Source organism: Psychrobacter sp. P11G5 (genome assembly GCF_001593305.1).
Taxonomy (GTDB): domain Bacteria; phylum Pseudomonadota; class Gammaproteobacteria; order Pseudomonadales; family Moraxellaceae; genus Psychrobacter.
This window is the reverse complement of the sequence record NZ_CP012533.1, coordinates 1,539,377-1,564,937: the sequence shown is the minus strand read 5'-3', so window position 1 is coordinate 1,564,937 and position 25,561 is coordinate 1,539,377. Positions and strand designations below refer to the sequence as shown.

Genomic DNA, 25,561 nt, shown 5'->3' with positions numbered 1-25,561 from the left:
ATCGTTTTTTTTGACAGACGTTCAAGCTCTAATCGCATCATACTTGTTCAAAGGATTTTAGTGACATGACCACACCTTCAAATTGGCAAAGAAAACTGCTATTAACATTTCGAAGTGAAAAAAGATTGAATGCGGGTAAGATTGTTAAAATTTATGATGGCAAAAGATTTGATGAGATGAAAGCGACAACAATTACTGAGTCATTGTGCCATATTGAGGCACTAACAGATGAGCGTAAGAGTACAGACTTAGAAACCCACTTAAATAATCTAAAGTATCAATCATTAGGGGAGTCTGAGCTCTGCTTTTATCACAATACACTTATTATATTGATGCGCCGTAAATACAAAATAGATAAAACATTTTCTGAATTTGAGAGGCTTTGGGAGGCAGAAAGCGACTATCTATTGGAGCATCTTTCGTTACGCTGGATTGTTTCAGCCTGTGATACTTTTATAGATCACTCAAACAATACTCTTAGAGCTGCTATTCTAATGAATGTCATTACTCTAATGAATACTTTAAGGGTTCATGAGACCAAAAACTTTTTACAACTAAGCACTAATGCCGAACCTATGCCGTTGTTAGATGAGAAAACTGACGTACTTTATGCTGGCGATTTGCCCTTATATGATGGTCTTACGTATTTTCGCATTGGTACCGACGATAGCTTAAGGAATATGCGTAAACGCTACAACAAATTCCGTAAATTTGATAAATTAGCTACTGCTATACTGCTGGCTGTATTCGAGAAACTACAGAACAACCAGAGTGCTTTTGCCACTCTACGGCAACTACATAAAGATGATTGGTCCAAATGGTGGTTAGATTAAGAGTTCTCATCTATATTCTCAAACTTCGATGCAAATTCGATATATTTTTTTGCTATTGTGACAGGAAGCAGCGCTTCACTAAATTCAGAATGAAATTGCTCTGGATTCTTCATTGCTAAGCTTAATTTGGCCGCGATAGCATCTATATCTCTCATAGGCATTAGGTTCTTTTGAGGCAGCAACTCACTTGGCCCAGATTGGCAATCAGTACTGATAACTGGTGTTCCTAAAACTAAAGACTCTGCAATCACCAAAGCAAAACCTTCCCAATCAGAAGTTAGTACTTTAAATTGCGCATGCTTTATATAAGGAAAAGGGTTCTCATGGAAACCTAAAAAAACCACCTTATCTTCTAAATTGAGTTCTACTACCAATTCCTCTATATTACTTTTAAGTTTACCTTTGCCTAAGAGAAGCAACGGTAAAGACTGATTTGTCTTTGCGTAAGCTCTCAACAGTACATCATGACGTTTTGCTTCTTTAAAGCTGCCAATATGAATAATATAATTTTGATATTCGGGGACAAAAGCATTAGCTAACTTTTGAATACCATCTCTATCAATAGGATTATGTATTGCAGTTGTTGAGGTAACATGACCGAAATTTTCTACAAAATCCTTTTCTACTCCGTTACTTACGCAGGCACAAGGGTTTTTAGAGTAAATTCTAGTAAAGTTTTCTTTTCTCTGATGACCAACATCCGTCTGTGTAAACTTATATAATAATGACAAAGTGTTATGAATGACATAGATGATGTTCGGCAGATTACTATAGCTGAAAATGCTGTCTGAACGATCAAGGTTCGACAAAATAATATCAGGCTGTCCAATATTTTTTTTAACATAACGATCTAAAGCATGAGCAAAAAATTTATCACGGCGCTGTGCTCCTGGTATCATCTTATAAGGCTTAAATTTTAGCACATGATAAATAAGATTTGGATTAAGATCATATTCAACCCGCGGCTTGAACCTTAAGATATGTACTTCGTAACCTAACTCATAAAAACCTTGTCCCAAAGTAAGAACGACACGCTCTGCACCACCACCTTGTAGACAATTAATAGCAAGCAACGCTATTTTTTTATGCTGCTTCATAAACGATAACCTATGAATGAATTACTATTCATTTAATGTGTGAAATATTATTATTGTGTTAAATGAATCAACGCTTGAATAATCTCGAAAACAGAGATTTAGAAGCCTTTGGACGAGTCACCTTATTGCCAATATAGCCTTGTTGAGATTTTTTTGGAAAATCACCAAAAGGGTCAACTCTATAGCTCTCTAGATGGTATCCAGCAGCAAGTGCTTCATTATAATATTCATCAAAAAGGTCGACTAAGTCCTGTCTTGGATGTGGCATTACTTCACCGTCAAACCAATGCTCGCTCCCTTCTTCGCTCACTCTAGGTAACGAATACTTGTGACTGAATTGCGTTCCCATATCTGAGTAATGCAAGATTTTGATTTCTTCTATTGCTAGGTTTTCACCATCTATACAGTTATAACTGTTTTGATAAGATTCAATCAACTGAGTATTTTTCTTAAATAAAGCCATCATTTCTTTATGACTTTTAGGATCTTTTTTAAGTTTTTCGATAGGCAAAATAACGTTTTTTGCAGCCTCGCAGTCCCATATACAGGTACATAGCCGAGTCATATCAGCATTCGTTTTAGCTGCTACTATGGACTTTCCTTCGATAGAGTGCTGCCACAGCTTCACTAAATCATCTAAAACAACAACGTCAGCATCCATATAGATCGCACGTCCAGAGTAATTGCAATACTCTGGAATCGCCCATCTAAAACCAGAGAAAGGAGTTGACCATTTAGTGGTATCCCATCCCTTACCAGACTCAGGATTAGAGTACCAATAGCTATCAGGATCGCGAGATAACTGCATCCACACTATCTCTACTGGCACACTGGTATGTTTATGAATACTATAATCTAGAACCATCATCTGCTCTAAATCACAGTTATTTGGGTCACAGCCAACAAAGACTTTGATGGTATCATTTGTTTTCATAATTCTATCCGTTCACTGGGGAATGCTCTTATCCTCATATTCATGAAGATAGGAAACATCAATACTAACTTCTGCTAATGTGATAATACTCAAATATAGAGTTAAGCCTATTCCTTCCAATATTTTTCAATCCACCCTACTGGCAAGATGAAATGACGCAAATGGCGCAATGGTCGCTTCAAATTTTTGGGCTCAGTGAGTCTTTTTAAATGATCTTTAGCATTATTGGCAGCATTTTTATTGTATCTACCTTCAATAGCGTGCGTAGGATATAAATCACCTGGGAAGATGACGATACGAGCACCTTTAGGAATCTTTGGCTCCTTAATATAATTAAGCGGAAATGGCTGACGGCATTTACGTCTAAAGTGTGCCACCCATGCCTTTGGAAATAGTTCTACACCGCCTGGTGCATTACGCGTCACGAAGCGCTGTTCAAAACGATACTCGTCAGCGATTCCTTGTGGATCTGCCTTGAACTTCTCTTGTAGCGATACCAATGAGCCTACCTGAAACCTAAAGCATGATGTCTGTCCTAGACGCTCCAGAGGGTTACTTGGATTATAAGATAAAATAACGTCATCTGGTTCGCCATACTCAAAGAATGGATCAAGACTATCTACTATAATGACATCCAAATCTACAAATAAAACCGTACCCGATAAATCACCTAACTTTTCGCCCCAAAGCCGTGACTTTGGCCATTTACCTAAGGTGTTAGTTGGCATTGTAACATCTAGAGGTGGCAGTTCTTGACACTCAATCTCTGAACGTACGTCTGTTGTGTCATCGGTAAAACAGACAAAACGAAACGGCGGGGTAATGTTGCGTGACACCATACCATATAGCTTATTGGCATAATCAGCACCATATTTTGTGCCCCACTTAATACAAATAATTTGCTTAATGTTTTTGTTATCTACTGTTTTAGTACCTATCGACATTGAAACTACTCGCTTTAATCTTGTGAATAAATAATATGACGAGTATATTAGCATAAAAAAAAGACTGAACAATTATGTTCAGCCTTTTTAGTTTCTTTAAATGAATTGATAATTAATCAATAAAGTCTAACCAATCCATATATTTTTCATTACGACCATGCACCACATCAAAATATAAGGATTGTAGCTTTTCGGTGATCTCACCGCGGCCGCCGTTACCAATAGTACGATCATCATATTCACGGATAGGTGTTACTTCAGCAGCTGTGCCCGTCATAAAGATTTCATCTGCTAAATAAAACTCATCACGAGTGATACGACGTTCAGTAACTTTAATACCTAGGTCGGCAGCGAACTGAATAATAGTGCGACGAGTAATACCGTCAAGTGCACCACCAGCTAGATCTGGAGTATGTAACTCACCATTCTTAACCAAAAACAAGTTCTCACCTGCACCTTGACAGACATAGCCTTGCGGATCCATCAAGATAGCTTCGTCGTAACCATTACGAGTAACCTCTTGGTTTGCCATAATAGATACTGGATAGTTACTAGAGGCTTTTGCTTTGCACATCGTGACATTAGGCAAGTGATGTGTGTACGATGATGTCTTGACACGGATACCGTTTTGGATACCTTCGTCGCCCAAATAAGCGCCCCAATGCCAAGCAGCAACCATCGCATTGATACTGTTGCCATGCGAAGATAGACCTAGCTTTTCTGCGCCAACCCAAATAAGTGGACGAATATAAGCTTCTGCTAAGTTATTTTGTTTAACTACATCTTTATGCGCTTGTTCTAAAGTAGCGGCATCAAAAGGTACGTCCATTTGGAAGATTTTTGCAGAACCTAGCAGACGGTCGGTATGGTCTTTTAAACGGAAAATCGCCGTGCGCTTATTAGCGGTCTGGTAGGCACGTACGCCTTCAAACACAGCCATACCATAATGCAAACTATGGGTAAGTACATGAACTTTGGCATCGGGCTGTTCAACCATTGTGCCATTCATCCAAAGCTTGCCTTCCTGTGTTGCCATATTCATGTAAAGATCCTTATGTTAGTACTGACGACTAACTTTTTTGTTGAGTTTTAAGTAAGTATTTTAATTAAAATTGCATGCTTACACTGAGTCCGTATTAGTGTGCAAATGATTATATCATCGGCAGGCCAAGCAAATGAAATATTTTGGTTTGTCACTGCATGGCTTTTGTTTATATCACTTTTGGTAGAAAAACTTATTTCTCTTCTCTTGGGGGAACACCCATAAGATGTTGCCACTGAGCTTGCACCAACGCACGCGTCTCTGTCCACAATGACTCATCCACCAACAATGATTGCTCAGCCAATGCTAACTGATGGGTGGCAGCGCGAATACGCAAATAAGCATCTGTCAAATCTTGACAGACTTGCTCCTCCCAAATGCCAAGCAGCGCGACCTCTTCAAAGATACGCACGTTGTCGCTCCACTTAGTCAGGCTTGGATACTCATGCGAATACGCGAGTACCGCAAATTGCGCTAAAAACTCAATATCAATGATGCCACCAGCGTCTTGCTTGAGATGGAACTTGCCTGCTTGTTGCTGCCACTGGCTAGTGCCCAGATGCTTTTGCATCTTGATGCGCATACTTGTTACTTCTGTACGCACTTCATCAAGCGTACGTGGCAGTGATAATATCGTACGGCGAATATCACAAAAAAGCGCTGTTACACGTTTGTCGCCACATATTGCCCGTGCTCGAACCAATGCTTGATGCTCCCAAGCCCATGCTTTTTCACGCTGATAAGTCTCAAAGGCATGACAAGAAACCACCATCATACCTGCATTACCCGATGGTCGCAGACGCATATCAATCTCATAAGCGCGTCCATCACGCGTTTGCGTATTGAGATAAGTCATGAGCTTTTGAGCCAGGCGTGCGGCGAACTTCATCCCGCTTACTGACTTTTCACCAGTCGTCATTCCCTGCTCTTTTATCTTGTGTAAAAACACCAAATCTAAATCAGAGGAATAAGACAGCTCAAGGCCACCAAGCTTACCATAACCAATAATAGCAAAACCACAATCCGCTTCGGTTACTGGATCACCGTTTTGAGCGATAGGATAACCATAACGCTTGACCAATTCTGCAAAAGCACGTTCAAGTGCGGCTTCTAGCACGACGGCTGCAATGTAGGTCAAGGAGTCTGATACTTTCATAATGGGCCGTTCAGCCAAGACGTCACTAGCCGCAACGGCCAGTACTTGGTTCTTTTTAAACAAACGCAACACACTAAGCAACTCTTCTTCGTCATCAGGCTCTACTCGCAAAAGACGCTGACGCAAGATGTCGTGTAGCTCTAGCTTGTCCGGCAGATGACGATAGCGCTGCTGTAAAAAGGTATCAAGTAACACAGGATAACGTGCCAGCTCATTGGCAATCCAAGGGCTGGCAGACAACATCGGAATCAACTCAACCGTGGCATTAGGGTTTTCTGCAATCATTACTAGATAGATTGAGCGCCGACAAATTGCCTCAAGCAAAGCGATCAGGCGCGGTAGTGCGCTATTGGCCAACTGCTGTTGTTCTTGATGCGCAAGCAAAGCATGAATGATTACTGGATAAGCATCATCTAGACGCGTTCTAGCTTCATCGCTTAGGTTGGCTACCATTTTCGATTGCCAGAAAGTTTCTAGTTTTGCGCGGTTCTGTTCTGTCAATACCGTGTCAAGCTTTGCAATTTGTTCATCAAGATTAACAGGCTCAAGCTCGTTATCTTCTTGAGCTGGTACTTGTCGTTCAGTTACCATACGTTCAAATGGTACGTTTACATTGTCTCGATGATGATTAAGCGTTGTTAATAATGCTTCCCAATTCTCAAAGCCTAAAGTAATGGCCAAATTGTGCTGCCACTGTAGATCATGTGGCAGGCGCTGGGTCTGCTGATCATTAATCGCTTGGATGCCATGCTCAAGTCGACGTAAAAACCGATAAGCCGCCTGTAGCTGCTCATAGGTAGGAGGCTCAAGATATTCAAGCTCACATAGTGCCTCCATTGCTTGCAGGCAGGACTTAACCTGCAGTTGTGGATGACGACCGCCATAAATAAGCTGAAAGGCTTGTACAATAAACTCGATATCACGAATACCACCGGCACCAAGCTTAATATTATCTAAGTCTTCTCGCTGTGCGACTTGGTTTTGAATGAGCGACTTCATCTCACGCAGCGCTGAAAAGGCACTATAATCAACGTAATACCGAAAAACGAATGGCTTGATGAGCGATTGTAGCTCGTCATAAAACGGTGGCGTAATCTGACCAACTACGCGTGCTTTTAGCCAAGCAAAACGTTCCCATGCCCGACCATGATTGGCGAAATACTTTTGTAATGCTGACAGATGAATAGCCAAATCACTACCATCACCCCATGGACGCAAACGCATATCTACTCGGAACACAAAACCATCTGCCGTACAATTATCCAAGAGCTTAATAATGCCTTGACCAAGACGGGTCATAAAGCGCTTATTATCAATACTTCGCGTGCCCTGTGCCTTATCTCCATCAGTCTCGCCACGTGCTTGATGGACGAATATTAAATCAATATCGCTCGATAAATTCAGCTCATGCGCACCAAGCTTACCCATGGCCATAATTGCCATATCGTCCATGTGCTTTACACCTTTTGCATCAATAAAAGTCGGTTGACCATATTGGGCGACTAGATGCTGATAAGTATAATCCTTGGCAAATAAAATACAGCCGTCAGCAAGCTCAGAAAGCTCATCAGTCAACTGCTCAAGCTCAATCATTCCCAATGCATCTTGCCAAATCCAGCGCATCATTAATAGATTTCGCAGATTGCGCAGACCTCTCATCACTGTTGTTTCATCACCAAGCTGATAGTTATCATCTAAAGTATAATCCTGAATAAGGTCATCTATCTGCTGACGCGTCAACGTTTGATTAAGTGAATAACTGCGCAAAAACGTCTGGCAAGAGATCGTTCGACTTTCCCAAATCTGATAGGCAAAAGCACTTGCAGTGCTTAAGACTTGTATCTGTTCGGGTGTGGGCTGATAACCTTGGTTATTAGATTTATTAGATGGCATAGCTGGTGACATAATGATAAGAGCTCCGTACAGCATAGGACTATAAGACTACCTGAACCAAGCATGATTGTTCATAGTTTTTTCTTACGAGATGGTCACACTAGATAAGTCGTTGTATTTTTATAAGTTTGCTTATTAAAATACATACAGCATTTGACTGGGTCAACTTTATGGTAGCATGAATACTTAAAACTTAAACTAGGGACAACTCTTTTGATAGTAAGATGTTGAAGAATACTAGATAGACAACTAAAATGCATGATAATCAACATAAATGCAAAGCTGAATAGAGATAAAATCTCGTTATTTATATTCAACCATCTTTCTTTCAATATTAATAATAACCGATAACTGGCGATACTACGTATATGACCATGCCTACAATTAACAAACCTACCCCGCTACTCCTACTTACTACTGATCCGAGCCAGCCGCTTGCTCAGTTGGCGCTGCGTTATGCCCGTGCCCTTTTAGAACAAGTAAAGCTGCAACAAATACAACCTGCTGATAAGAATAATGAGCAGGAAGTCGTTGAAAACGATACGCAGTCGTTAAATGTCTTTTTTTATGCTGACGCGGCGCATATGGCCAATCGTTTACGCTGGCAGTCAGCCGACCAGATCGACTTAACTCAAGAATGGCAAGCGCTTGCTAAGCAATACCAGCTCTCGCTACCTGTATGCGTCAGCACCGCGCTTAGTCGCGGTATTAGTGATAACGATAACAGCGCACGCCATCAGCTGAATGGTGAAAATATCGCCGATGGCTTTCATTTAGTTGGACTTAGCGAGCTTGCGATGATGATGCAAGGCAACTGCCGTCTAATACAGTTTTAAGTGCCAATTGAGCACGAATATTAATCATGAATAATGAGAAGTAACCTATGAAATTACTCATTCAGCTGCGCACTGCAACGGAGATGGCAAGTTATGAAGGCTGTGCCCTCGCCTTGACGCTTGCAACTTTCGGTCATGAGGTACAGCTTTATTTAGACGCCCCTGTCTTTGGATTATTAATGCAGCCGAAGTCTCGTTTGCACGGTATGATTCAATCTCTTGAACTATATGACATGCCACCAGCTTGGCTACCTGAGGATGTATTTAGCGGTTGGCTTACAGGAATGGCACCAAGTGACTTGGCCTCGCAGCTTACGCTAATACCAGAAGTCGTTAACTCACAAGATTTTGAGCAGATCCTAGCTTTTTAACGATATCTCTCTCTAGATACTAACTTGCTATCTGCAATCATTCGGAAAATTAATATGGCAACTTTATACCAATTACACAGCACAATGGATAGACTCAGGCGCAGCACAGAAGAAATGGCACTAACATGGCGCGCTGGTGACAGCATTATCTTGTTAGGCGCGACTGTCGCTTTTATTGAATGGCTTCATGCCTATTTAAGTGATAGTGATAGTGATATAGAAGGTATCGCTGGCATTTATGCTCTAGCTGATGATGTCGCACAGCTTAGTAACAACACGACTGCCAAGCTAAACTTAAACGCCAAGCTAACTGGTGTTTTAACTGATGATGATTGGGTAACCATGACCCAAGACCCACAGTTTGATAAAGTAGTGACAATCGCCTTATGACTGTATCTAATATTACTATATCTAACATCGCTCTAGATCAAGACGGCCATCTTTGTGACCATAGTATTTGGACACCTGATATCGCTCAACAATTGGCAGATACATTAGATGTAAGGCTAAACGACGAGCACCTAGCCATCCTACAACAAGTACGTGCTTTTTTTGCTAAGTTCAATCACTCGCCAGCTACCCGTCCATTAATTAAATGGTTGCAGAAGACTTTGCCTGATCACGATATCAGCAACCAAAAACTGCAGCAATTATTTCATACTGGTTTAGTCGCCCGTCATGTCAATCGCTTGGCTGGCCTACCAAAGCCGCCTAACTGTTTATAAAAACCACTTCTTTATAAAGTACTATTTTGGATCATAGACAGTGAGGGTCTCATAGCCAATACTGCGACCTTCATCGCCATTAAAGCCTTGCTGCCGCCATACCTCATAGAGGCATATTGCCACACTATTAGACAAGTTAAGACTGCGGGAGTCGGGCAACATCGGCAATCTTAACCAGTTATCAACACCAATATCTTCACGTATATCATCCGCTAGACCTGCAGTTTCAGAACCAAAAACCAGTGCTACGCTAGGCGCTACCGCTGGTGTATTGTCGGTATTAGTATTTGTTTGCGCCATGAAATTATAATCATAAAATGGTTTACTAAGTTTAGTCGTCAACGCTGTGATTGCTTGACAACCTGACTCAAGTAACGCCTGCTTCGCTGCCGACCAATCAGCGTGTACTTGCAGGTGTGCGTATTCATGATAATCCAATCCAGCACGTCGCAACTTTTTATCATCCAGCTCAAAGCCCAATGGCTGCACTAAATGCAGCTGTGCGCCACTATTGGCACATAAACGAATAATATTGCCAGTATTGCTAGGCATTTTGGGCGCTACTAGCACAATATGAATGGTCATAGATTTTCCATAAATAGGGTTAGAGAAGATTGATTTTATTCACGACATCTACAGGCTATTACCCGCTTAAATTATGTTTCATTAGCTCTTATCAAATAACAGATAGGTAAAATAGATTGCTACCTTTCGTAATTAAAAGTTACAGTTTATTGTCAATAATTACATTTTGATACTGTGCACAGATTTTAACTTTGATTATCATGGCTGCAATGGATATCAAGACAGTTTGATGACATCAGAACAGCATTTATATCAATGTTTGGCTGATATCATGATTTTGCAGTTTTATCCTGTATCTAGTTAGTAATACTTAGCCAAAATGCTTAGTGTTACTACTTCCATCGTATGAATCTATTCACTTTGAGGACATTATTATGAAAAAAGTAATTATCGCATCATTGACCGCTATGTTTGTATTAACTGGTTGCAACACTTTCAAAGGTCTAGGCCAAGACGTATCAAGTGCTGGTAACGCTGTTAGTGGTAGTGCTCAAGAAGTTCAAAACAAAATCTAAGTTTCACATTTTAGATTAAATGTTTGAAGGGCTTGCCATTTGGTAAGCCTTTTTTTGATTCTTAATAACAGTAATTGATGAATCACTGTCACTATAAGCACATATATAAAATGTTAAGCATGTAAGCCTTATAAAAATGCGTGCAATATCTGATTTAAATAGCGACGACCTAATAAAGTTGGTTGTAACAGCTCAGTATTATTCATTAATAAGCCTTGCTCGACTAGCTTATTCACTTGCAGCGCTATGCTCTCATAGCTCAGTCCTGTTCTCGATTCAAATAGCGACCATGTCACTCCATCGTATAAACGTAGCGCATTAAGCATAAACTCACTGACCAACTCATCATCAGCAATTGGCAGCCAATTGACCATTTTTGGGATATCTTGATAAGTCATATAGTCTTTCGGAGAGCGTGATTTGCTAAAACGGTAAATACCTGCTTCTAAGAGCGTCTCATTATCTTTTGATAAACCTGACACACTGTTATCTAACGAACCATCATTTATGGTTATTTTACCGTGCGCGCCAGCACCAATTGCTAAATAATCGCCAAACTGCCAGTAATTGACATTATGTCGACATGGCTTATCTGACTCACCTGCCCATGCTGATACTTCATAGTTATCATAACCCAGACGCTGTAGCAGCGCCTGCCCTGCATCCTCAATATCAGCCAAGCTATCTTCATCAGGTAAGATAGGCTGACTGCGATAGAATACGGTATTTGGCTCAATTGTCAGCTGATACCAAGAGATGTGCGTTGCGCCAGCATCGTGCGCTGTTTGGATATCATATAATGCCTCGCTGAGTGACTGCTGCGGCAAACCATGCATTAGGTCTACATTTACCCGCTCAAAACCAGCAGCGCGCGCAGCATGAATAGCTGCTGTTGCCTGCTTAGGATCGTGAATACGTCCAAGTGTTTGCAACTTATCAGCAGCGAAGCTCTGTACCCCAATAGATAAGCGATTAATACCTACTTTTAGATACTCAGCGAATGGCGCATGTTCCAAAGTTCCAGGATTCGCCTCCATGGTAACTTCAATATCATCCGCAAATTCAAAGCAGGCTCTTAAACCGGCAAATAAACGTTGATACTGTACAATCGGCAATAATGACGGTGTACCACCACCAATAAATATTGAGCTAATCTGGCGTCCTTGAGTTAGAGGCTGCTGCATCTGCGCATCTAGCAAGAGCGTATCTACGTACTCATCATACATTGATAACTGTACATCAGCGCCCAACTCGTGCGAGTTAAAATCACAATAAGGGCATTTTTTCACACACCAAGGAATATGAATGTATAGCGCCAACGGTATGACTATTGCTTCTATACAAGAAGTACTCGTAGCATTAGATGGCGTTGTAATATTATCAAACTCAGATATGGACATAACGTAAACTTATTCAATAAAAAGCGGCGGCAAACCGCAAAAAATACGGCTAGGATAACGGCTACGTACATGAAAGAAAAGCACTGTCTTTACTAATTTAGTCTATTAACGTGTCTTTTTTATATTGAACTAACTATAACTATTCATAAACGCTTGTATCAACAAACGTTACTATCAACAATGCCATCTGACAGGCAAAATATATAAACTTTACTTATAAGGCGCAGGTTATAGAAAATCGTACAAACATTCTTATAACAACCTACGTAACAGCTTTAATATCACATGACAAATATTAGGATACACGATATGGCATATTGGCTAATGAAGTCTAATCCAAGCTTTTTTGGAATTGAAGACCTACAACGTTTGGGCACAGAATGTTGGGACGGCGTACGTAACTACCGCGCTCGTAACTTTATGCGTGACGATATGAAGGTAGGTGATAAAGTGTTTTTTTATCATTCAAGCGCAAAACCATCTGGCGTCGCTGGCATCATGACTGTAAGCCAAGCTGGTTACCCTGATCCTACCCAGTTTCATCCTGAACACCGGCATTACGACCCCATCGCAACCGAAGAAGAACCACGCTGGTATATGGTCGATGTGACTTTTGAACAAGCTTTTAAAGAAACCTTACCACTATCTGAACTGAAATTTATCCCTACACTTGAGGATTCATTACTACTTAGAAAGGGCTGCGAGCAATTGACAGTTATACCGCTTGAGCCCAAACACTGGCAGGCTATTATAGATATGGCGGAGATACTGGAGCTAGTGCCAGATAGTAATGAGTGCGAGTAATGAACGCTTGTATCGACAATATATAATTTGCATATATAAAAAACAAATAAGTTTTTTACGTAGTTATATGAGATAAAACCACTTTAAGGTTTTTCTATCACTATCTTATCAAAGTTTGCTATATTTACGCCCTAGATTTACGCCTTAGTTCTTTTGTCTAAACTATTTTCACATTCTAGGACTCATTTATGAGCGCACCCAAACTCGTACTATCTGTATTAACTGTCAGTATATTGGGGCTTACGCTAAGCGCCTGTGGCAGCGATGGTGATAAAGTCAAAGAAGAGTACGACCGTATCGAAGACCAAGTTAAAAACGAATACGATCGTGTGGAAGATAAAGTCAAAGAAGTCGAAGACAAGCTGACTGATGATGAAAAAAGTATGGCTAAGATTCTGGAGTCTGTATTTTTACCAGAGGAATCATTGGATAATTTCTTAGATAAATTAACACCAGAGGGTGGTCGTGGCGGTCTCTATGTCGGTCACTTCGTCGAGCTCAATGATGGTGATAATAGCGATATTGATATCGGGGCGATATATTTCGATATTAGTAACGACGGCGCGGGCAGTGTTGATGGGCGCATTAGTTATCAACAGCAGATTTGCCAACAAAACCGCACACTCGATGTTAATACTGGTTTTAAAGTAGATAATTATATTACAGGTAAGGTAACTGGTAGCCTCGATACAGCAGAATTTTTAGATATAAAATATATCAATGATTTAAATCTTGAAACGCCAAACTTAATGACTACATTTGCAGGTAGTTTTGAAGATAAGCAAACAGGTAAACCATGGCGCGGTAGCTTTGAGTATCAAGATAGTCTAGGTGGCACTACCCTCTCAGCTGCTGAAGATAACTGTAAAGTGACTTATACCCTCAGTGATCGTTCTAACTTTACCACCTATGCGCTTGATTATAAGCTGGGTACTATGATGCTCGACATCACTGGTAATGGTAGCCAAAAAATCGTTACTTGGCAGAATCCAAGTAATACCAAACAGGTATTGGTCAGTCAAATCAATGTCAATAAAGCAGAGTCTGGTGCTAACGGTTACGTACAGAATGTTGTCTTAACCAACAACGAAACCCTGTTTACGCCTGTGATTCCAAATATTTCGACTAATTACGCTATTGTCGTGCAAGCATTTGACGCGAATAATAAACTGATTGGTTATCAAGCAGTGGTGCAAGATTTACCTGAATCGTTATAGACCTTGGTTTTAGAAGTATAAACATAGTGTTAAATTTATAATTATTCTAAAAAATGTCAGACGCTTCTTAAGCGTTGATATCATACCCTAGCTCTTTATTATCCTATCTACTTTTGACCTGTCAATGCATCTCGTAGATTGACGGGTTATTTTTGTTTTAGCATCTGCATTTCTTTCATACTCTGCTTATATAGACTTGCTCATATTATTTATCGGAGTATTATCATCGACACGATTCCTATGTTACTGCCTCGCTAACGATTTACTGATCGCAGTACTTGAATATTAACAATAACCAACGTGAATAATGAAAAGTTGCTAACTATGGTTTTGCCATTATCCTTTATAGATTTTAAAAGCTACAGCTTACGTTTAGGCGTTCTGGCGCTACCGATTTTGATTACCCAATTTTGCCAAGCCGCACTGGGTGTCGTTGACTCCATTATGGCGGGACGCGTCTCAGCGCTCGATTTGGCTGCTGTCGCTGTTGGCGCTGGTATTTGGCTACCGCTGTTCTTATTGGCAACAGGTATTTTAATCGCCACCACTCCTCTAATTGGGGAAGCGATAGGGCAAAACAAACACAGCCAAGTCCCACATATCACTCAACAGTCGATATGGACGGCTAGTGTTATCGGTCTTTGCGGTTTTATTATCGTCAATTTGATGCCAAATGTCCTAAGTATAATGGGCGTCCCCGAAAATATCCAACCGATAGCCACTCAATATCTGCATGGCGTTTCTTTTGGCTTCCCTGCCCTTGCCATTTATGCTGTGTTGCGTAGTTACTGCGAGGCGCTCGGTCGACCTGAACCAGTCACAGTTATTAGTATCATCGGGCTATTAGCAGATATTCCGCTCAACTATATTTTTATCCACGGGCTATTTGGTATGCCAGAGATGGGCGGTGCCGGTTGCGGGGTTGCAACGGCATTAGTATTATGGATTAACGTATTGCTTTTAGGCGCTTATACTACCTTTTCTAAACGTCAGCAATTTGCTAGCACGCGTTTCTTCTATAGCTTTACGGCTCCCAATCGTGAGCAAATAACTAAGCTACTTAAGCTTGGTATTCCAATTGGTCTCTCCATCTTCTTTGAGGCCAGCTTATTTAGCTTAGGCGCATTGGTTATCAGCCCATTAGGTGAATTAGCCACAGCGTCACATCAAGTCGCTTTATCGGTGACCTCGCAGCTATTCATGATTCCTATATCGGTTGCAATGGCATTGACTATTATGGTCTCTAATCGCTTTGGCGAAAAGAATTTGCTGGCTTTACGCCACGTACAAGCAACGGGACTTATCTGGACAGTGCTCATTGCTCTTGTCTGCATGCTTGGGATATGGTTGTTCAGACCACAACTGGCTGCAGCGTTTACGGACAATCTTGAGCTGCGCGCACAAGCCATGCACCTGTTAATTTTTGCGCTGGCTTATCAGCTGTTTGACGGCTGGCAGGTCAACGTAGCCGGTATATTACGCGGAATGCAAGATACAACGATACCGATGTGGGTAACGCTTTTCTGCTATTGGGTAGTCGCTTTGCCACTGGGGGTTTACCTAGTGCGTTTTACAGATGTTGGTGCACAAGGGTTTTGGATGGCATTGATTACTGGTTTATTCCTATCTTCCATTCTACTCACCCTGCGCTTACGCTACCAACAAAAACGCTTAACGGCAATGTGGGCTTAAACAATTCGTTTTGTTTATTTTGATAACAAGCTAATGACTGCTTTTTAAGATAACATTAAGAGTGGTTTTCAGCTTTCTAGCATAATTTTCTATCGTAGCTTCTAGTAACCAATGCTAGCGCTCATTAGCGACATCGATTATGATGAACAACGTACCTTTTATAAAATGGATCTTCCTTTTAACGCTATATCTAGTACGTAAACAGTAATCAAAAGACTGTTAAGAGAAGCTCAATGTTGTCAAAAAAAGCTCGATAAAAATAAGACGCATGTTACTAATACTCGCCTTAAAGTCAAAAATATGTAAAAATTCCAGTTAACAACTGTACATTGATTGCTCATTGCGCCGAATATAGGTATCATTAGCAATCAATTACACAATATTTTGTTACACTATTTCTTTCTTCAATTTTAGAAAAAGGCATCATTAAAATTATGGATATCGAAAAAATACGCACGCTAATCGCCCTCATGGAAGAAAACGAACTAGTCAATCTAGAAGTTAGTTCAGACGATGAGCATATCAGTTTAACCCGTCACTACGATGCGCCAGCCCCAACGATGATGGCAGCGCCTACTGTTGGTGCAGCACCTATCGCTACTGAAGCCAAAGCAGCTGTCAAAGCCGGTAGCGTTGAGACTTCACCAATGGTTGGAGTATTCTATTCTGCTCCTAGCCCTAACGATCCACCGTTTGCCAAAGTTGGCCAAAAAGTACAGGCTGGCGATACGCTTGGTATTATCGAAGCGATGAAGATTATGAATCCGCTTGAGGCCACTCAAAGTGGTGTCATCGATGAAATCTTAGTGGACAACTCTGAGGTTGTACAGTTTGGCCAGCCAGTTATACGCTATAAAGCCTAATTGTACTGCTATACCTTACTTTGTTACGCTCAATATCTCGTTAATATTCATACTATATGAATAATCCATAACGATTGAATTGATCAACGCCGCTTTGACAAGGATGACCCTATGATAAAAAAACTGCTCATCGCCAACCGAGGTGAGATTGCTCTACGTATCGTACGTGCGTGTAAAGCACTTGGTATCGAGACTGTCGGTGTCTACTCCACCGCTGATGAAAACCTCATGCATCTACGCTTCGTTGATGAAGCCATCTGTATTGGCAAACCAAATGCTAGCGAAAGCTACTTAAATATCAATACTATTTTGACGGCTGCTGAAATCTCTGGTGCTGACGCCATTCATCCTGGTTATGGTTTTTTGGCTGAAAATGCTGAATTTGCTGAACGTATTGAAGAAGCTGGCTTAACCTTCGTAGGTCCTACTGCAGATCATATTCGTCTGATGGGCAATAAGGTTTCTGCTATCAATGCGATGAAAAAAGCAGGCGTACCGACTGTACCCGGTTCAGTTGGCGCCGTTACGATGCACAATGCTGAAGAGCAAGCACGTAATATTGGCTTTCCGCTAATAGTTAAAGCGGCTTCCGGTGGTGGCGGTCGTGGTATGCGTGTCGTTGAGCGTTTCGATGACCTTATCGGTCAGGTACAAGCAGCGAGACAAGAAGCTGAGCTTTGGTTTGGTGATGATACAGTCTATATGGAACGCTACCTACAAAACCCACGTCACGTTGAAATTCAAGTACTTGGCGATGGTAATGGTAATGCTATTCATCTGTATGATCGTGATTGCTCACTACAACGTCGTCATCAAAAGGTATTAGAAGAAGCTCCTGCTCCTGATATCCCTGATGATGTGCGCGAACCTATTTTACAAGCTTGTGTCAAAGCTTGTAAACTGGTTAATTATCGTGGCGCTGGAACCTTTGAGTTCTTATTCGAAAACAACGAATTCTTCTTTATCGAGATGAATACACGGGTGCAAGTTGAGCATACTATCACCGAGATGATTACTGGTATTGATGTGGTCGTTGAGCAGCTCAAAATTGCAGCAGGGTACGGTTTATCGTATCGTCAAAGCGAAATTGAAGTCCAAGGTCATGCGATAGAGTGTCGTATTAATGCTGAAGACCCAGTAACTTTTATGCCATCACCGGGTAAGGTCACTCAGCTATATACTCCTAGTGGGGCTGGTGTTCGCTTTGACTCCCATCTATACCCTGGATATGACATTCCTAGCTATTATGACTCACTGATTGGTAAGCTTATTTGTCATGGACAAACGCGTCAACAAGCGATTGCAAAGACGTTGCATGCGCTTGATGAGCTTGTCATTGAAGGGATTAAGACCAATATCCCCATGCATCGTGATGTAATCTTAGCTGATGAAGATTTTGTCAATGAGGCTCAAAATATACATTACCTTGAAGAAGAGCTGCTCAAATCGCAAAAAACTAAAACAGCGAAATAGCCAAAACTTTTTATCGGTATTGTGGCAAACATAAAAAACCCGCTTTCTGATAAGAAAGCGGGTTTTTTATGCGTTATAAATAAATTATTAGAGGGTTTTAAATATAAAACAAACTATTTAGGGCAGTACTCTATGGAAATTCATAAAGCATTCCTTACCATCAGGATCAGCACACCACTGCATTTGATTACCATCATGGTTCAAGTAAGCAATTAGTGCCTCGTCAGTCTGATCAATTTTATTACCTGAGCAATCTACTTCATTATTATCATAGACAGTTTTGATAGCAATAATAGGTAAACCTTCTTCACGATGCGTCACCAAATAGCGACCGTAAGTCCATTCTTTACCACTCACAGCCCACATCTCATTGTCTGAGCCAAAGTTATACAACTCTCGGCACTGAGTAGATTTTTTTGTTTTTACATTAGTGCTGGTCGCTGTATTGGGTGCGACCTTAAAGACACGGCGTTCACTTTGACCCAAAACACCATCTACTGCCCCAGCCGATACCTCAGGCTCGTTACTTTCTATATTTTGAATATTACCCGACGCTATTTGCTTCGCTGCAGCTTCTTTGGTCATGGTAACATCACTATCTAAATCTATCTCCCATTGACCAGCGATGGCAGGACTAATATGCGTTGTAATTACCGACTGACTAATAGGCTCGCTATTCGAAGGTAGTGAGGCTAAAACAGCTGCTAACGTAAATGAAGCAAACGAAATAGGTTCCATAATTAACCTTATACTTATAATAATGAGTTATGTACATACATTAGTGTAAGTCCTAGATACCAAACACACAAGTAACATTATGCTATAGGTAGTCGGATGTACAACCAATAAGTCATCCAATGACGTTTACATTAATATATCTATATATTGAAAAAGTAACAAAAAACACAGTTGTTATTTATAGTTGATGTTCATAGTTAATATTTATTAACCGTAAAAAATACCGCCATGTCCCTTTAAAAGATATGGCGGTACTTTAATTCAAGTCTAACTATTTAAACTTAAGCTGCCGTCATGCTTGGCGCTTGAGCAAATGCAGATAGTGCGCCTTTTAACATCGCCGATACCGTGCTGCTACAAGTGCCGATACCAGAGTAAACTGCTCCGTCAACATTAAGCTGAATATAAGCTGCCGCATTAGCATTGGTTTTGTTATCGCTGTTATTGTCATCATCGATACCATTACCACTATTATGCTGCGGATTGATAGCATGCTCAGCGTAATTGATAACGTGTATTGATTTACCAGTGTGCTGCGCAAGTCCGTCAATGAACGATGACAATGGACCATTACCTGTTCCATCAATCGTAATAGTATCGCTATTCATCTGTACTTGACCATTAAAGTAAACTTCACCGCCCTTATTATTGACACTATAGTCTAGTAACTCAAAGTTGCCTTGCTGCAAATATGTATCTTCAAAGGTCTGTAAGATTTCATCGTTCTGTAATTCACGGGCAGCAGCTTCAGCTTGCTTTTGTACCACACCGCTAAAGTCAATTTGCATCCAGCGCGGCAAGTTAAATCCATAGTTGCGTTGCAAGATATAAGCGACGCCGCCTTTACCAGACTGACTATTGATACGTACTACATCTTGGTAGCTACGACCAATATGTGCAGGATCAATGGGTAGATAAGCGACATCCCATACATTATCAGTTTGATCTTGATGCTTCTCATTATAATCGAGAGACTTCTTGATGGCGTCTTGATGCGAGCCACTAAAGGCGGTAAATACTAGCTCACCCACATACGGATGACGTGGATGTAGCGGTAAATTATTACACTCGCTAACCACCTGCACAATCTCACTCATATTACTAAAATCAAGATCAGGATCGATACCTTGGCTGAATAAGTTCATCGCCATGACCATGATATCCATGTTACCAGTACGCTCACCGTTACCAAGCAAGGTGCCTTCGATACGATCTGCACCAGCAAGTACACCAAGCTCCGCAGCAGCAACCGCACAGCCTCGGTCATTGTGAGTGTGTAGACTAATAATGACATGCTCACGCTGCGCAAGATTACGACAGAAGTATTCAACTTGATCCGCAAAGACATTAGGCATAGAAGCTTCAACGGTCGCTGGTAAGTTAAGAATAACCTCTTGACCTTGTTGTGGCTGCCAAACTTCACACACAGCATCACAGACTTCTACCGCATATTCAGTTTCAGTTTGGCTAAAGCTTTCAGGTGAATACTGGAATACCCATTCTGTCTCTGGATATTTTGCCGCATACTGCTGTAATAGCTTGGCACCAGTAATCGCAATTTCTTTAATCTCAGACTTATCTTTACCATAGACCTTTTCACGCTGTATGCGGCAAGTTGAGTTATAGACATGGACAATGGCTCGCTTCGCGCCTTTTAATGATTCAAAGGTACGTGCAATCAAATGCTCACGCGCTTGTACCAATACCTGCAACGTCACATCTTCAGGTACATGGTTTTCTTCAATAAGTTTACGAGCAAAATCAAATTCAACCTGAGCGGCTGATGGGAAACCAATCTCAATCTCTTTAAAACCCACCTCAACTAAGGTTTTGAAAAAGCGCATTTTTTGTTCAATAGTCATCGGATCAATCAGAGCTTGATTGCCATCACGTAGATCAACACTCGCCCATATTGGCGATGTTTCAATAGTTTTACTTGGCCATGTTCGATCTGACAATGAAGGTGCAAACGCAAATGGACGATATTTACGGAAATCGAAAGCAGCGTTTTTGGGCGTAATCTTTGCAGTACGTGTGGTCGCATTGCGGGTGGCTTGGTCAGACATAATCAATCCTTTTAGACGATATGATGAGCTAGATATATATCTAACTAAATGGCGTTATCATAAGAGATAATAGTTATGTCATTATAATAGCAAAGATTTTGAAGTGAAAAGCAGCTTTATTAAACAATTTTATAATCATAATTAGTGATTATCGCTAATTTTATAGATATAATCAGTGCAAACCACTAATGCTAGGTAAAAACGATGACTGATAGCCGCTTTGCCCATCAAATTACACATACTATTGACGATATTGACAAGCGTCTTTTACGTCTATTACAGACTGACGCACGGATGAGCATTACTGAGCTGGCTGAAAACGTTAACCTATCAGCTACTCCCTGCGCACGCCGTATCAAACGTCTAGAAGACGCAGGCATTATCACTGGTTATCATACTCAGACAGACGCAGAAAAGCTTGGCTATCCGCTCGCTATATTTATCGCTATTAGTATGGATCGCCACACAGCTGAGCGTTTTGAGCAGTTTGAAAAAAAGGTGCAAAGCTTCGATGAGGTTATCAGTTGCAGCATCGTTACAGGCCGTTCTGAAGACTACTTAATTAAAGTACGAGTACGTGATATGGCACACTATGAAGAGTTTTTATTACATCGTCTAAATCGTATTGAAGGCGTTGCACAAGTACATACGAGCTTTGAGTTACGAGAAGTTTTTAGCCGCAGCATTGTCTAAAAAACTACTTTTAATAATAACTATTACGCTGCCGACTAAATAGAATTATTAGAAAAAGTCCAACCAATAGCCCGATAGCAGCGACCAATAGGCCAGCATTAAAATTATTATCCTGCCCCGCTAATGCGACCGTCACTAATGGTCCAATAAACTGACCTAGCGCATAGGCCAAAGTTGCTAATCCTATCAGCAAATTAGAGTAGGCTGGATTGATATTTTTGATAATATTCAAGGTCATTGAAACCATACCAACAAAGGTTGATCCTAAAATTACCGCATTCGCGTATAAGCCAAATGCACCCTTGGACCATAAAGGTAAAAGCATCCCAAATGCTTGTAATAAGGTTAAACCCATCAAGGTTTTGGTCTCACCAATACGTTTAGCAAGCGCGCCCCACAGAGGATTGGACAGCATCGCAAAAATACCAACTAGCAACCAAATAAGCAGCCCAGCATAACTTTGGGTCGTAAGCCGCTGTGCTGCCATTACTGGCAAAAAGGTCGCTGATGTAATATAACCAAAACCTGCCAGCACATAGCTTGCTGACAACAGCATAATTGCTTTGGTATGTCCGGTGACTGCTTCGTATAATGAACGTTTAAAATTAATATAGGTTTGGCGTATGGATCGGTGCGCAGCATTGGACGATGAGTTTGCCAGCCGTGTCTCGCCAGATACAGTTGTATTTGTATCTGCATTTATTGGTCGTATGCCATAGAGTAGCCAGAGCAGTGGCAAGCTACTCACGCCTGCTACCAGCCAGATAATACCGAAATGATAGCCGAGTATTAATAACCACCATGTCAATACGGCTGAAAGGCTAATACCCACTCCTATCCCTGCATAATGCAGTGCCGAAAGCACAGAGCGGCGCTCATTGCTAAAGCTTTGAATCACCAACGATGAGCTTAAAATCATCGCCACTCCACTCGCGATACCTGCTAGCAAACGAATAACATACCATAGGTTTAATGACATCTCCGGCACGACGAGCAGCATAGTCGTGAACACACTAACAATCGTCCATAGTATTAGCATTTGCCACGTGAGACGCTGCGGAACAAACATGGCAATAAGCGCACCGATAAAGTAGCCAATATAATTAACTGAGGCTAGCCATCCAGCAATGGCCGTCGATAACGACAACTGAATCATGATATCAGGCAAGGTAGCCGTAAATAAAAAGCGCCCATAACCCATCACCACCGCTAGACAATAAAGACCTGTCCAAGCGATGGTAATTTCATTGGTAATAATAGGAAGAATGCGGCTTTTGAGAGCAGTCATCATGACAGAGCCAATTTGTGGTAATAGGCACACAATCCTTTGTGTTAAAAATCTACAGATAATACTTAAAATCGGAAATACACTATAAAAACCGAATAAAAGCTACTTAAAAACTACGAAACGTTAAGTGCGGGCGTTGAAGGTTGCTCTGTATCGGTCTGCCCTAATATCTGTACCCGTTGGTCGCTAAACATATCCATATCAGGGGCTAAAGTACGCATAAACCGATCAAAATATAACAGCTGCTTGGTCAGTAAAGCGAAATCACGTGGGAAATGAATACCATGACGTTTACCCACTTCAACGATTTCAAGCATCATTTGATTCAGCTCATCAGCCTGCTCTTTACTGTTAAAAGGCACACCGCTTGTAAACGTAATATCTTCTGCCATGATGGTTTTCATCATGCGTTGTAAATCATTTGCTAAATCAAGCTCATCGACATTACTACGACCACGGGTCATCTCCATATCGATCATATGCTGTGCCATTGCTTGATAGTTATTATCTTGCAAGGCCTGCATCATGCCCATACAGGCACGCCAACTTTCGGCCTTTAGTTTGCCCACAATACCGAAATCCAAAAAGCCAATTCGGCCATCGGTTAAGAGCATTAAGTTGCCTGCATGCAGGTCAGCGTGGAAACTATTGCAGAACATAAGGCTTGCAAACCACGTATTCAACGTATCTGCCATCACTTGGGCTGGGTCATCACAATACTGGCGCATTGCCGTCTCATCAATCATGGAGACGCCATGTAACCGACTCATAGTCAGCACGCGCTTAGTAGTCAGCTCATCATAGACTTGCGGCGCAACCACCTTGGTATTCCCTGATACAGCCAAAAACTGCTGAAAATCACGAATGTTTTGGGCTTCAGCAATAAAGTCGGTCTCAGCAAGCATGCGCAAACGAATCTCATCGATAATCGGTGCGATACTAGCAAACCTCATTGAAGGCATTAGCAGCTCAATCAGTTTGGTGACCCCATGCAACACTCCCAAATCGGTTTGCATGATGGTTTCGACTTCAGGCTTTTGCACCTTTAATACCACTTCATCACCATTATGCAAACGCGCGGCATGCACTTGGGCGATGGAGGCTGATGCTAATGGTTTTTCGTCAATAAATGCAAACTTATCAGACAGCGTTTGCCCATCGACTGCCAGCTCAGCCGTCAATACCTGCTTGATGTAAGCGTAGGATAATGGGGTCGTTTGATCCAAACAATCTTGAAACGCTTCTACATATTCACGCGGGAATAAAGATGGCGTACTGGCTATAAACTGGCCGATTTTAATATAAGTAGTACCAAGCTGCTCAAAGGTATCCTTTAATAATCTTGCATCAGGCTTCTCGCCTTTTGCGACTCTTAGCGCAGATAAGCCAGCGACACTGACCGTCTGACGCATACGGTTAACCACATTGAACGAATGCTTTAGTAAATGAGGGCGATGAATTTTCATAAGAAACAACTATGGTAATAAAAAGAAGGGATAAGAATAAGTAAAGTAAAATATGAACGAGTTGAACGCTTGCTAATGGTCTGCTTAAAAATCATTGGGAAAAATTGGCACAAACCGGACAATGAACATCTTGTCGGTAGCCCATCAACCGTTGCTGCATCTGGCTACCATCCCATATTAGCAGTTTGTTTGTCAGTGGATTTTTGGTTAATCCCAAATACTGCAACGCAGCATTGGCCTGCAAATTACCCATGATGGCTGTCGTGCTGGCGAGCACCCCTGAATTGGCACAGGTACGTTCATCAGCCTCTGCATCAACTGCTACTGAGCCAAACACGCAATGATAGCAGCCTGTATTAAGATGCGGCTCATACAACGCTAATTGTCCCTGCATGGCTATCGCTGAGGCAGATAATAAAGGGATCTGGTAGCGCACACTAATGCGATTAATGATGTCACGCGTCGCAAAGTTATCGGTACAATCTAATAAAAGATCAGGCTTACCTGTCGCCATATCAAGCAAATCATAAGCATTGTCTTCACTCAGCCGTGCAACCGTACCACGAGCAGTTATTAAAGGATTAATCCTCTCTAACATCTCGGCAGCGGTCAACGCCTTGGGCTTACCGATATCTTCAGGTAAGAATAGCGTTTGCCGCTGTAAATTGCTTGCCTCAATCTCATCATCATCAATCAGATGAATTTGCCCAAGTCCTGCACGTACTAAGGTCTCAGAAGCCGGACAACCTAAGCCGCCTGCGCCTATCATGACCACTCGCGATACTTTTAAACGTAGCTGCGCATCGATATCCCAGCCCTCGAGCAATACCTGCCGCGCATAACGCATCAACTCATCATCTGATAGCGCAACTGTCTCTGCTGAATAAGTCATATTTATCACCAAAATTATTACTTAGATTACTGCATAAA

Annotated in this window: 24 protein-coding genes; 12 read left to right on the top strand and 12 right to left on the bottom strand. The window is 41.4% G+C overall.

Features of this window, described 5'->3' with window-relative positions:
• Window positions 1-65 precede the first annotated feature (65 nt).
• On the top strand, window positions 66-833 hold the full coding sequence (locus AK825_RS06555; protein ID WP_068035609.1) for a hypothetical protein: 768 nt from the start codon (window positions 66-68) through the stop codon (window positions 831-833).
• Here the strand turns inward: AK825_RS06555 and AK825_RS06550 are convergent.
• From AK825_RS06550 to glnE, 5 genes are all read right to left on the bottom strand, one after another.
• Window positions 830-1,930 carry a glycosyltransferase gene (locus tag AK825_RS06550; protein WP_068035607.1) on the bottom strand — a complete coding sequence of 367 codons (1,101 nt, stop codon included), beginning with the start codon at window positions 1,928-1,930 and terminating at the stop codon, window positions 830-832. The two genes, AK825_RS06555 and AK825_RS06550, sit on opposite strands and share 4 nt — an antisense overlap.
• Before the next feature lie 67 nt (window positions 1,931-1,997).
• A complete protein-coding gene (locus AK825_RS06545; protein ID WP_068035606.1) occupies window positions 1,998-2,864 on the bottom strand; it encodes a glycosyltransferase in 867 nt (288 codons plus the stop codon).
• A 107-nt stretch (window positions 2,865-2,971) separates the two neighbouring features.
• The gene (locus AK825_RS06540) at window positions 2,972-3,808 is read right to left on the bottom strand and encodes a glycosyl transferase (RefSeq protein ID WP_068035603.1); all 837 of its coding nucleotides are present in this window, start codon (window positions 3,806-3,808) and stop codon (window positions 2,972-2,974) included.
• Between the two features lie 112 nt (window positions 3,809-3,920).
• Complete coding sequence (locus AK825_RS06535; protein WP_068035601.1) at window positions 3,921-4,850, bottom strand: branched-chain amino acid transaminase; 930 nt, start codon at window positions 4,848-4,850, stop codon at window positions 3,921-3,923.
• 193 nt (window positions 4,851-5,043) lie between these two features.
• A complete protein-coding gene (gene glnE, locus AK825_RS06530) occupies window positions 5,044-7,911 on the bottom strand; it encodes a bifunctional [glutamate--ammonia ligase]-adenylyl-L-tyrosine phosphorylase/[glutamate--ammonia-ligase] adenylyltransferase (RefSeq protein ID WP_068035599.1) in 2,868 nt (955 codons plus the stop codon).
• A 356-nt stretch (window positions 7,912-8,267) separates the two neighbouring features.
• On the opposite strand from glnE, the gene tusD reads away from it, so the two are divergent.
• From tusD to AK825_RS06510, 4 genes are read left to right on the top strand one after another with little or no spacing between them, the layout of a single operon-like run.
• Window positions 8,268-8,735: a sulfurtransferase complex subunit TusD gene (tusD, locus tag AK825_RS06525; RefSeq protein WP_346243087.1), complete on the top strand. Its 468-nt coding sequence runs from the start codon at window positions 8,268-8,270 to the stop codon at window positions 8,733-8,735.
• Between the two features lie 47 nt (window positions 8,736-8,782).
• On the top strand, window positions 8,783-9,106 hold the full coding sequence (locus AK825_RS06520) for a hypothetical protein (protein WP_068035595.1): 324 nt from the start codon (window positions 8,783-8,785) through the stop codon (window positions 9,104-9,106).
• 54 nt (window positions 9,107-9,160) lie between these two features.
• Entirely contained in the window at window positions 9,161-9,496 is a 336-nt protein-coding gene (locus AK825_RS06515; RefSeq protein WP_068035593.1) for a hypothetical protein, read from the top strand.
• A complete protein-coding gene (locus AK825_RS06510; protein ID WP_068035591.1) occupies window positions 9,493-9,831 on the top strand; it encodes a TusE/DsrC/DsvC family sulfur relay protein in 339 nt (112 codons plus the stop codon). Before AK825_RS06515 ends, AK825_RS06510 begins: the two co-directional genes overlap by 4 nt.
• A 21-nt stretch (window positions 9,832-9,852) precedes the next feature.
• Here the strand turns inward: AK825_RS06510 and AK825_RS06505 are convergent, their stop codons facing one another.
• Window positions 9,853-10,416 carry a tRNA (cytidine(34)-2'-O)-methyltransferase gene (locus AK825_RS06505; RefSeq protein ID WP_068035589.1) on the bottom strand — a complete coding sequence of 188 codons (564 nt, stop codon included), beginning with the start codon at window positions 10,414-10,416 and terminating at the stop codon, window positions 9,853-9,855.
• Between the two features lie 374 nt (window positions 10,417-10,790).
• Here AK825_RS06505 and AK825_RS06500 point away from each other — a divergent pair, with 374 nt between their 5' ends.
• A complete protein-coding gene (locus AK825_RS06500; protein WP_068035587.1) occupies window positions 10,791-10,931 on the top strand; it encodes an entericidin A/B family lipoprotein in 141 nt (46 codons plus the stop codon).
• Window positions 10,932-11,059: 128 nt separating this feature from the next.
• On the opposite strand, the gene hemW is transcribed toward AK825_RS06500, so the two are convergent.
• Window positions 11,060-12,331, bottom strand: a complete 1,272-nt coding sequence (gene hemW, locus AK825_RS06495; protein WP_068035585.1) for a radical SAM family heme chaperone HemW — start codon at window positions 12,329-12,331, stop codon at window positions 11,060-11,062.
• 309 nt (window positions 12,332-12,640) lie between these two features.
• On the opposite strand from hemW, the gene AK825_RS06490 reads away from it, so the two are divergent.
• From AK825_RS06490 to accC, 5 genes are all read left to right on the top strand, one after another.
• Window positions 12,641-13,135, top strand: coding sequence for an EVE domain-containing protein (locus AK825_RS06490; RefSeq protein WP_068035583.1), 495 nt, complete (start codon window positions 12,641-12,643; stop codon window positions 13,133-13,135).
• 188 nt (window positions 13,136-13,323) lie between these two features.
• Window positions 13,324-14,352 carry a hypothetical protein gene (locus tag AK825_RS06485; RefSeq protein WP_068035581.1) on the top strand — a complete coding sequence of 343 codons (1,029 nt, stop codon included), beginning with the start codon at window positions 13,324-13,326 and terminating at the stop codon, window positions 14,350-14,352.
• Window positions 14,353-14,676: 324 nt separating this feature from the next.
• Complete coding sequence (locus AK825_RS06480; protein ID WP_068035579.1) at window positions 14,677-16,044, top strand: MATE family efflux transporter; 1,368 nt, start codon at window positions 14,677-14,679, stop codon at window positions 16,042-16,044.
• A 434-nt stretch (window positions 16,045-16,478) separates the two neighbouring features.
• Window positions 16,479-16,907: an acetyl-CoA carboxylase biotin carboxyl carrier protein gene (gene accB, locus AK825_RS06475; protein WP_068035577.1), complete on the top strand. Its 429-nt coding sequence runs from the start codon at window positions 16,479-16,481 to the stop codon at window positions 16,905-16,907.
• A gap of 111 nt (window positions 16,908-17,018) precedes the next feature.
• Window positions 17,019-18,380, top strand: a complete 1,362-nt coding sequence (gene accC / locus AK825_RS06470) for an acetyl-CoA carboxylase biotin carboxylase subunit (RefSeq protein WP_068035575.1) — start codon at window positions 17,019-17,021, stop codon at window positions 18,378-18,380.
• Between the two features lie 117 nt (window positions 18,381-18,497).
• Here the strand turns inward: accC and AK825_RS06465 are convergent, their stop codons facing one another.
• Both AK825_RS06465 and leuA read right to left on the bottom strand, forming a co-directional pair.
• The gene (locus AK825_RS06465) at window positions 18,498-19,118 is read right to left on the bottom strand and encodes a hypothetical protein (RefSeq protein WP_068035573.1); all 621 of its coding nucleotides are present in this window, start codon (window positions 19,116-19,118) and stop codon (window positions 18,498-18,500) included.
• 281 nt (window positions 19,119-19,399) lie between these two features.
• Window positions 19,400-21,184, bottom strand: a complete 1,785-nt coding sequence (leuA, locus tag AK825_RS06460; RefSeq protein ID WP_068035571.1) for a 2-isopropylmalate synthase — start codon at window positions 21,182-21,184, stop codon at window positions 19,400-19,402.
• A 204-nt stretch (window positions 21,185-21,388) separates the two neighbouring features.
• Here leuA and AK825_RS06455 point away from each other — a divergent pair, with 204 nt between their 5' ends.
• Entirely contained in the window at window positions 21,389-21,877 is a 489-nt protein-coding gene (locus AK825_RS06455; protein WP_068035569.1) for an Lrp/AsnC family transcriptional regulator, read from the top strand.
• Between the two features lie 10 nt (window positions 21,878-21,887).
• Here AK825_RS06455 and AK825_RS06450 read toward each other — a convergent pair whose 3' ends face one another.
• The 3 genes from AK825_RS06450 to AK825_RS06440 all read right to left on the bottom strand — a co-directional run bounded on the left by AK825_RS06450 (window position 21,888) and on the right by AK825_RS06440 (window position 25,523).
• Complete coding sequence (locus tag AK825_RS06450) at window positions 21,888-23,168, bottom strand: YbfB/YjiJ family MFS transporter (RefSeq protein WP_068035567.1); 1,281 nt, start codon at window positions 23,166-23,168, stop codon at window positions 21,888-21,890.
• A gap of 110 nt (window positions 23,169-23,278) precedes the next feature.
• Window positions 23,279-24,631, bottom strand: coding sequence for an AarF/ABC1/UbiB kinase family protein (locus AK825_RS06445; RefSeq protein ID WP_068035565.1), 1,353 nt, complete (start codon window positions 24,629-24,631; stop codon window positions 23,279-23,281).
• A gap of 91 nt (window positions 24,632-24,722) precedes the next feature.
• A complete protein-coding gene (locus AK825_RS06440; protein WP_068035563.1) occupies window positions 24,723-25,523 on the bottom strand; it encodes a HesA/MoeB/ThiF family protein in 801 nt (266 codons plus the stop codon).
• Window positions 25,524-25,561 lie beyond the last annotated feature (38 nt).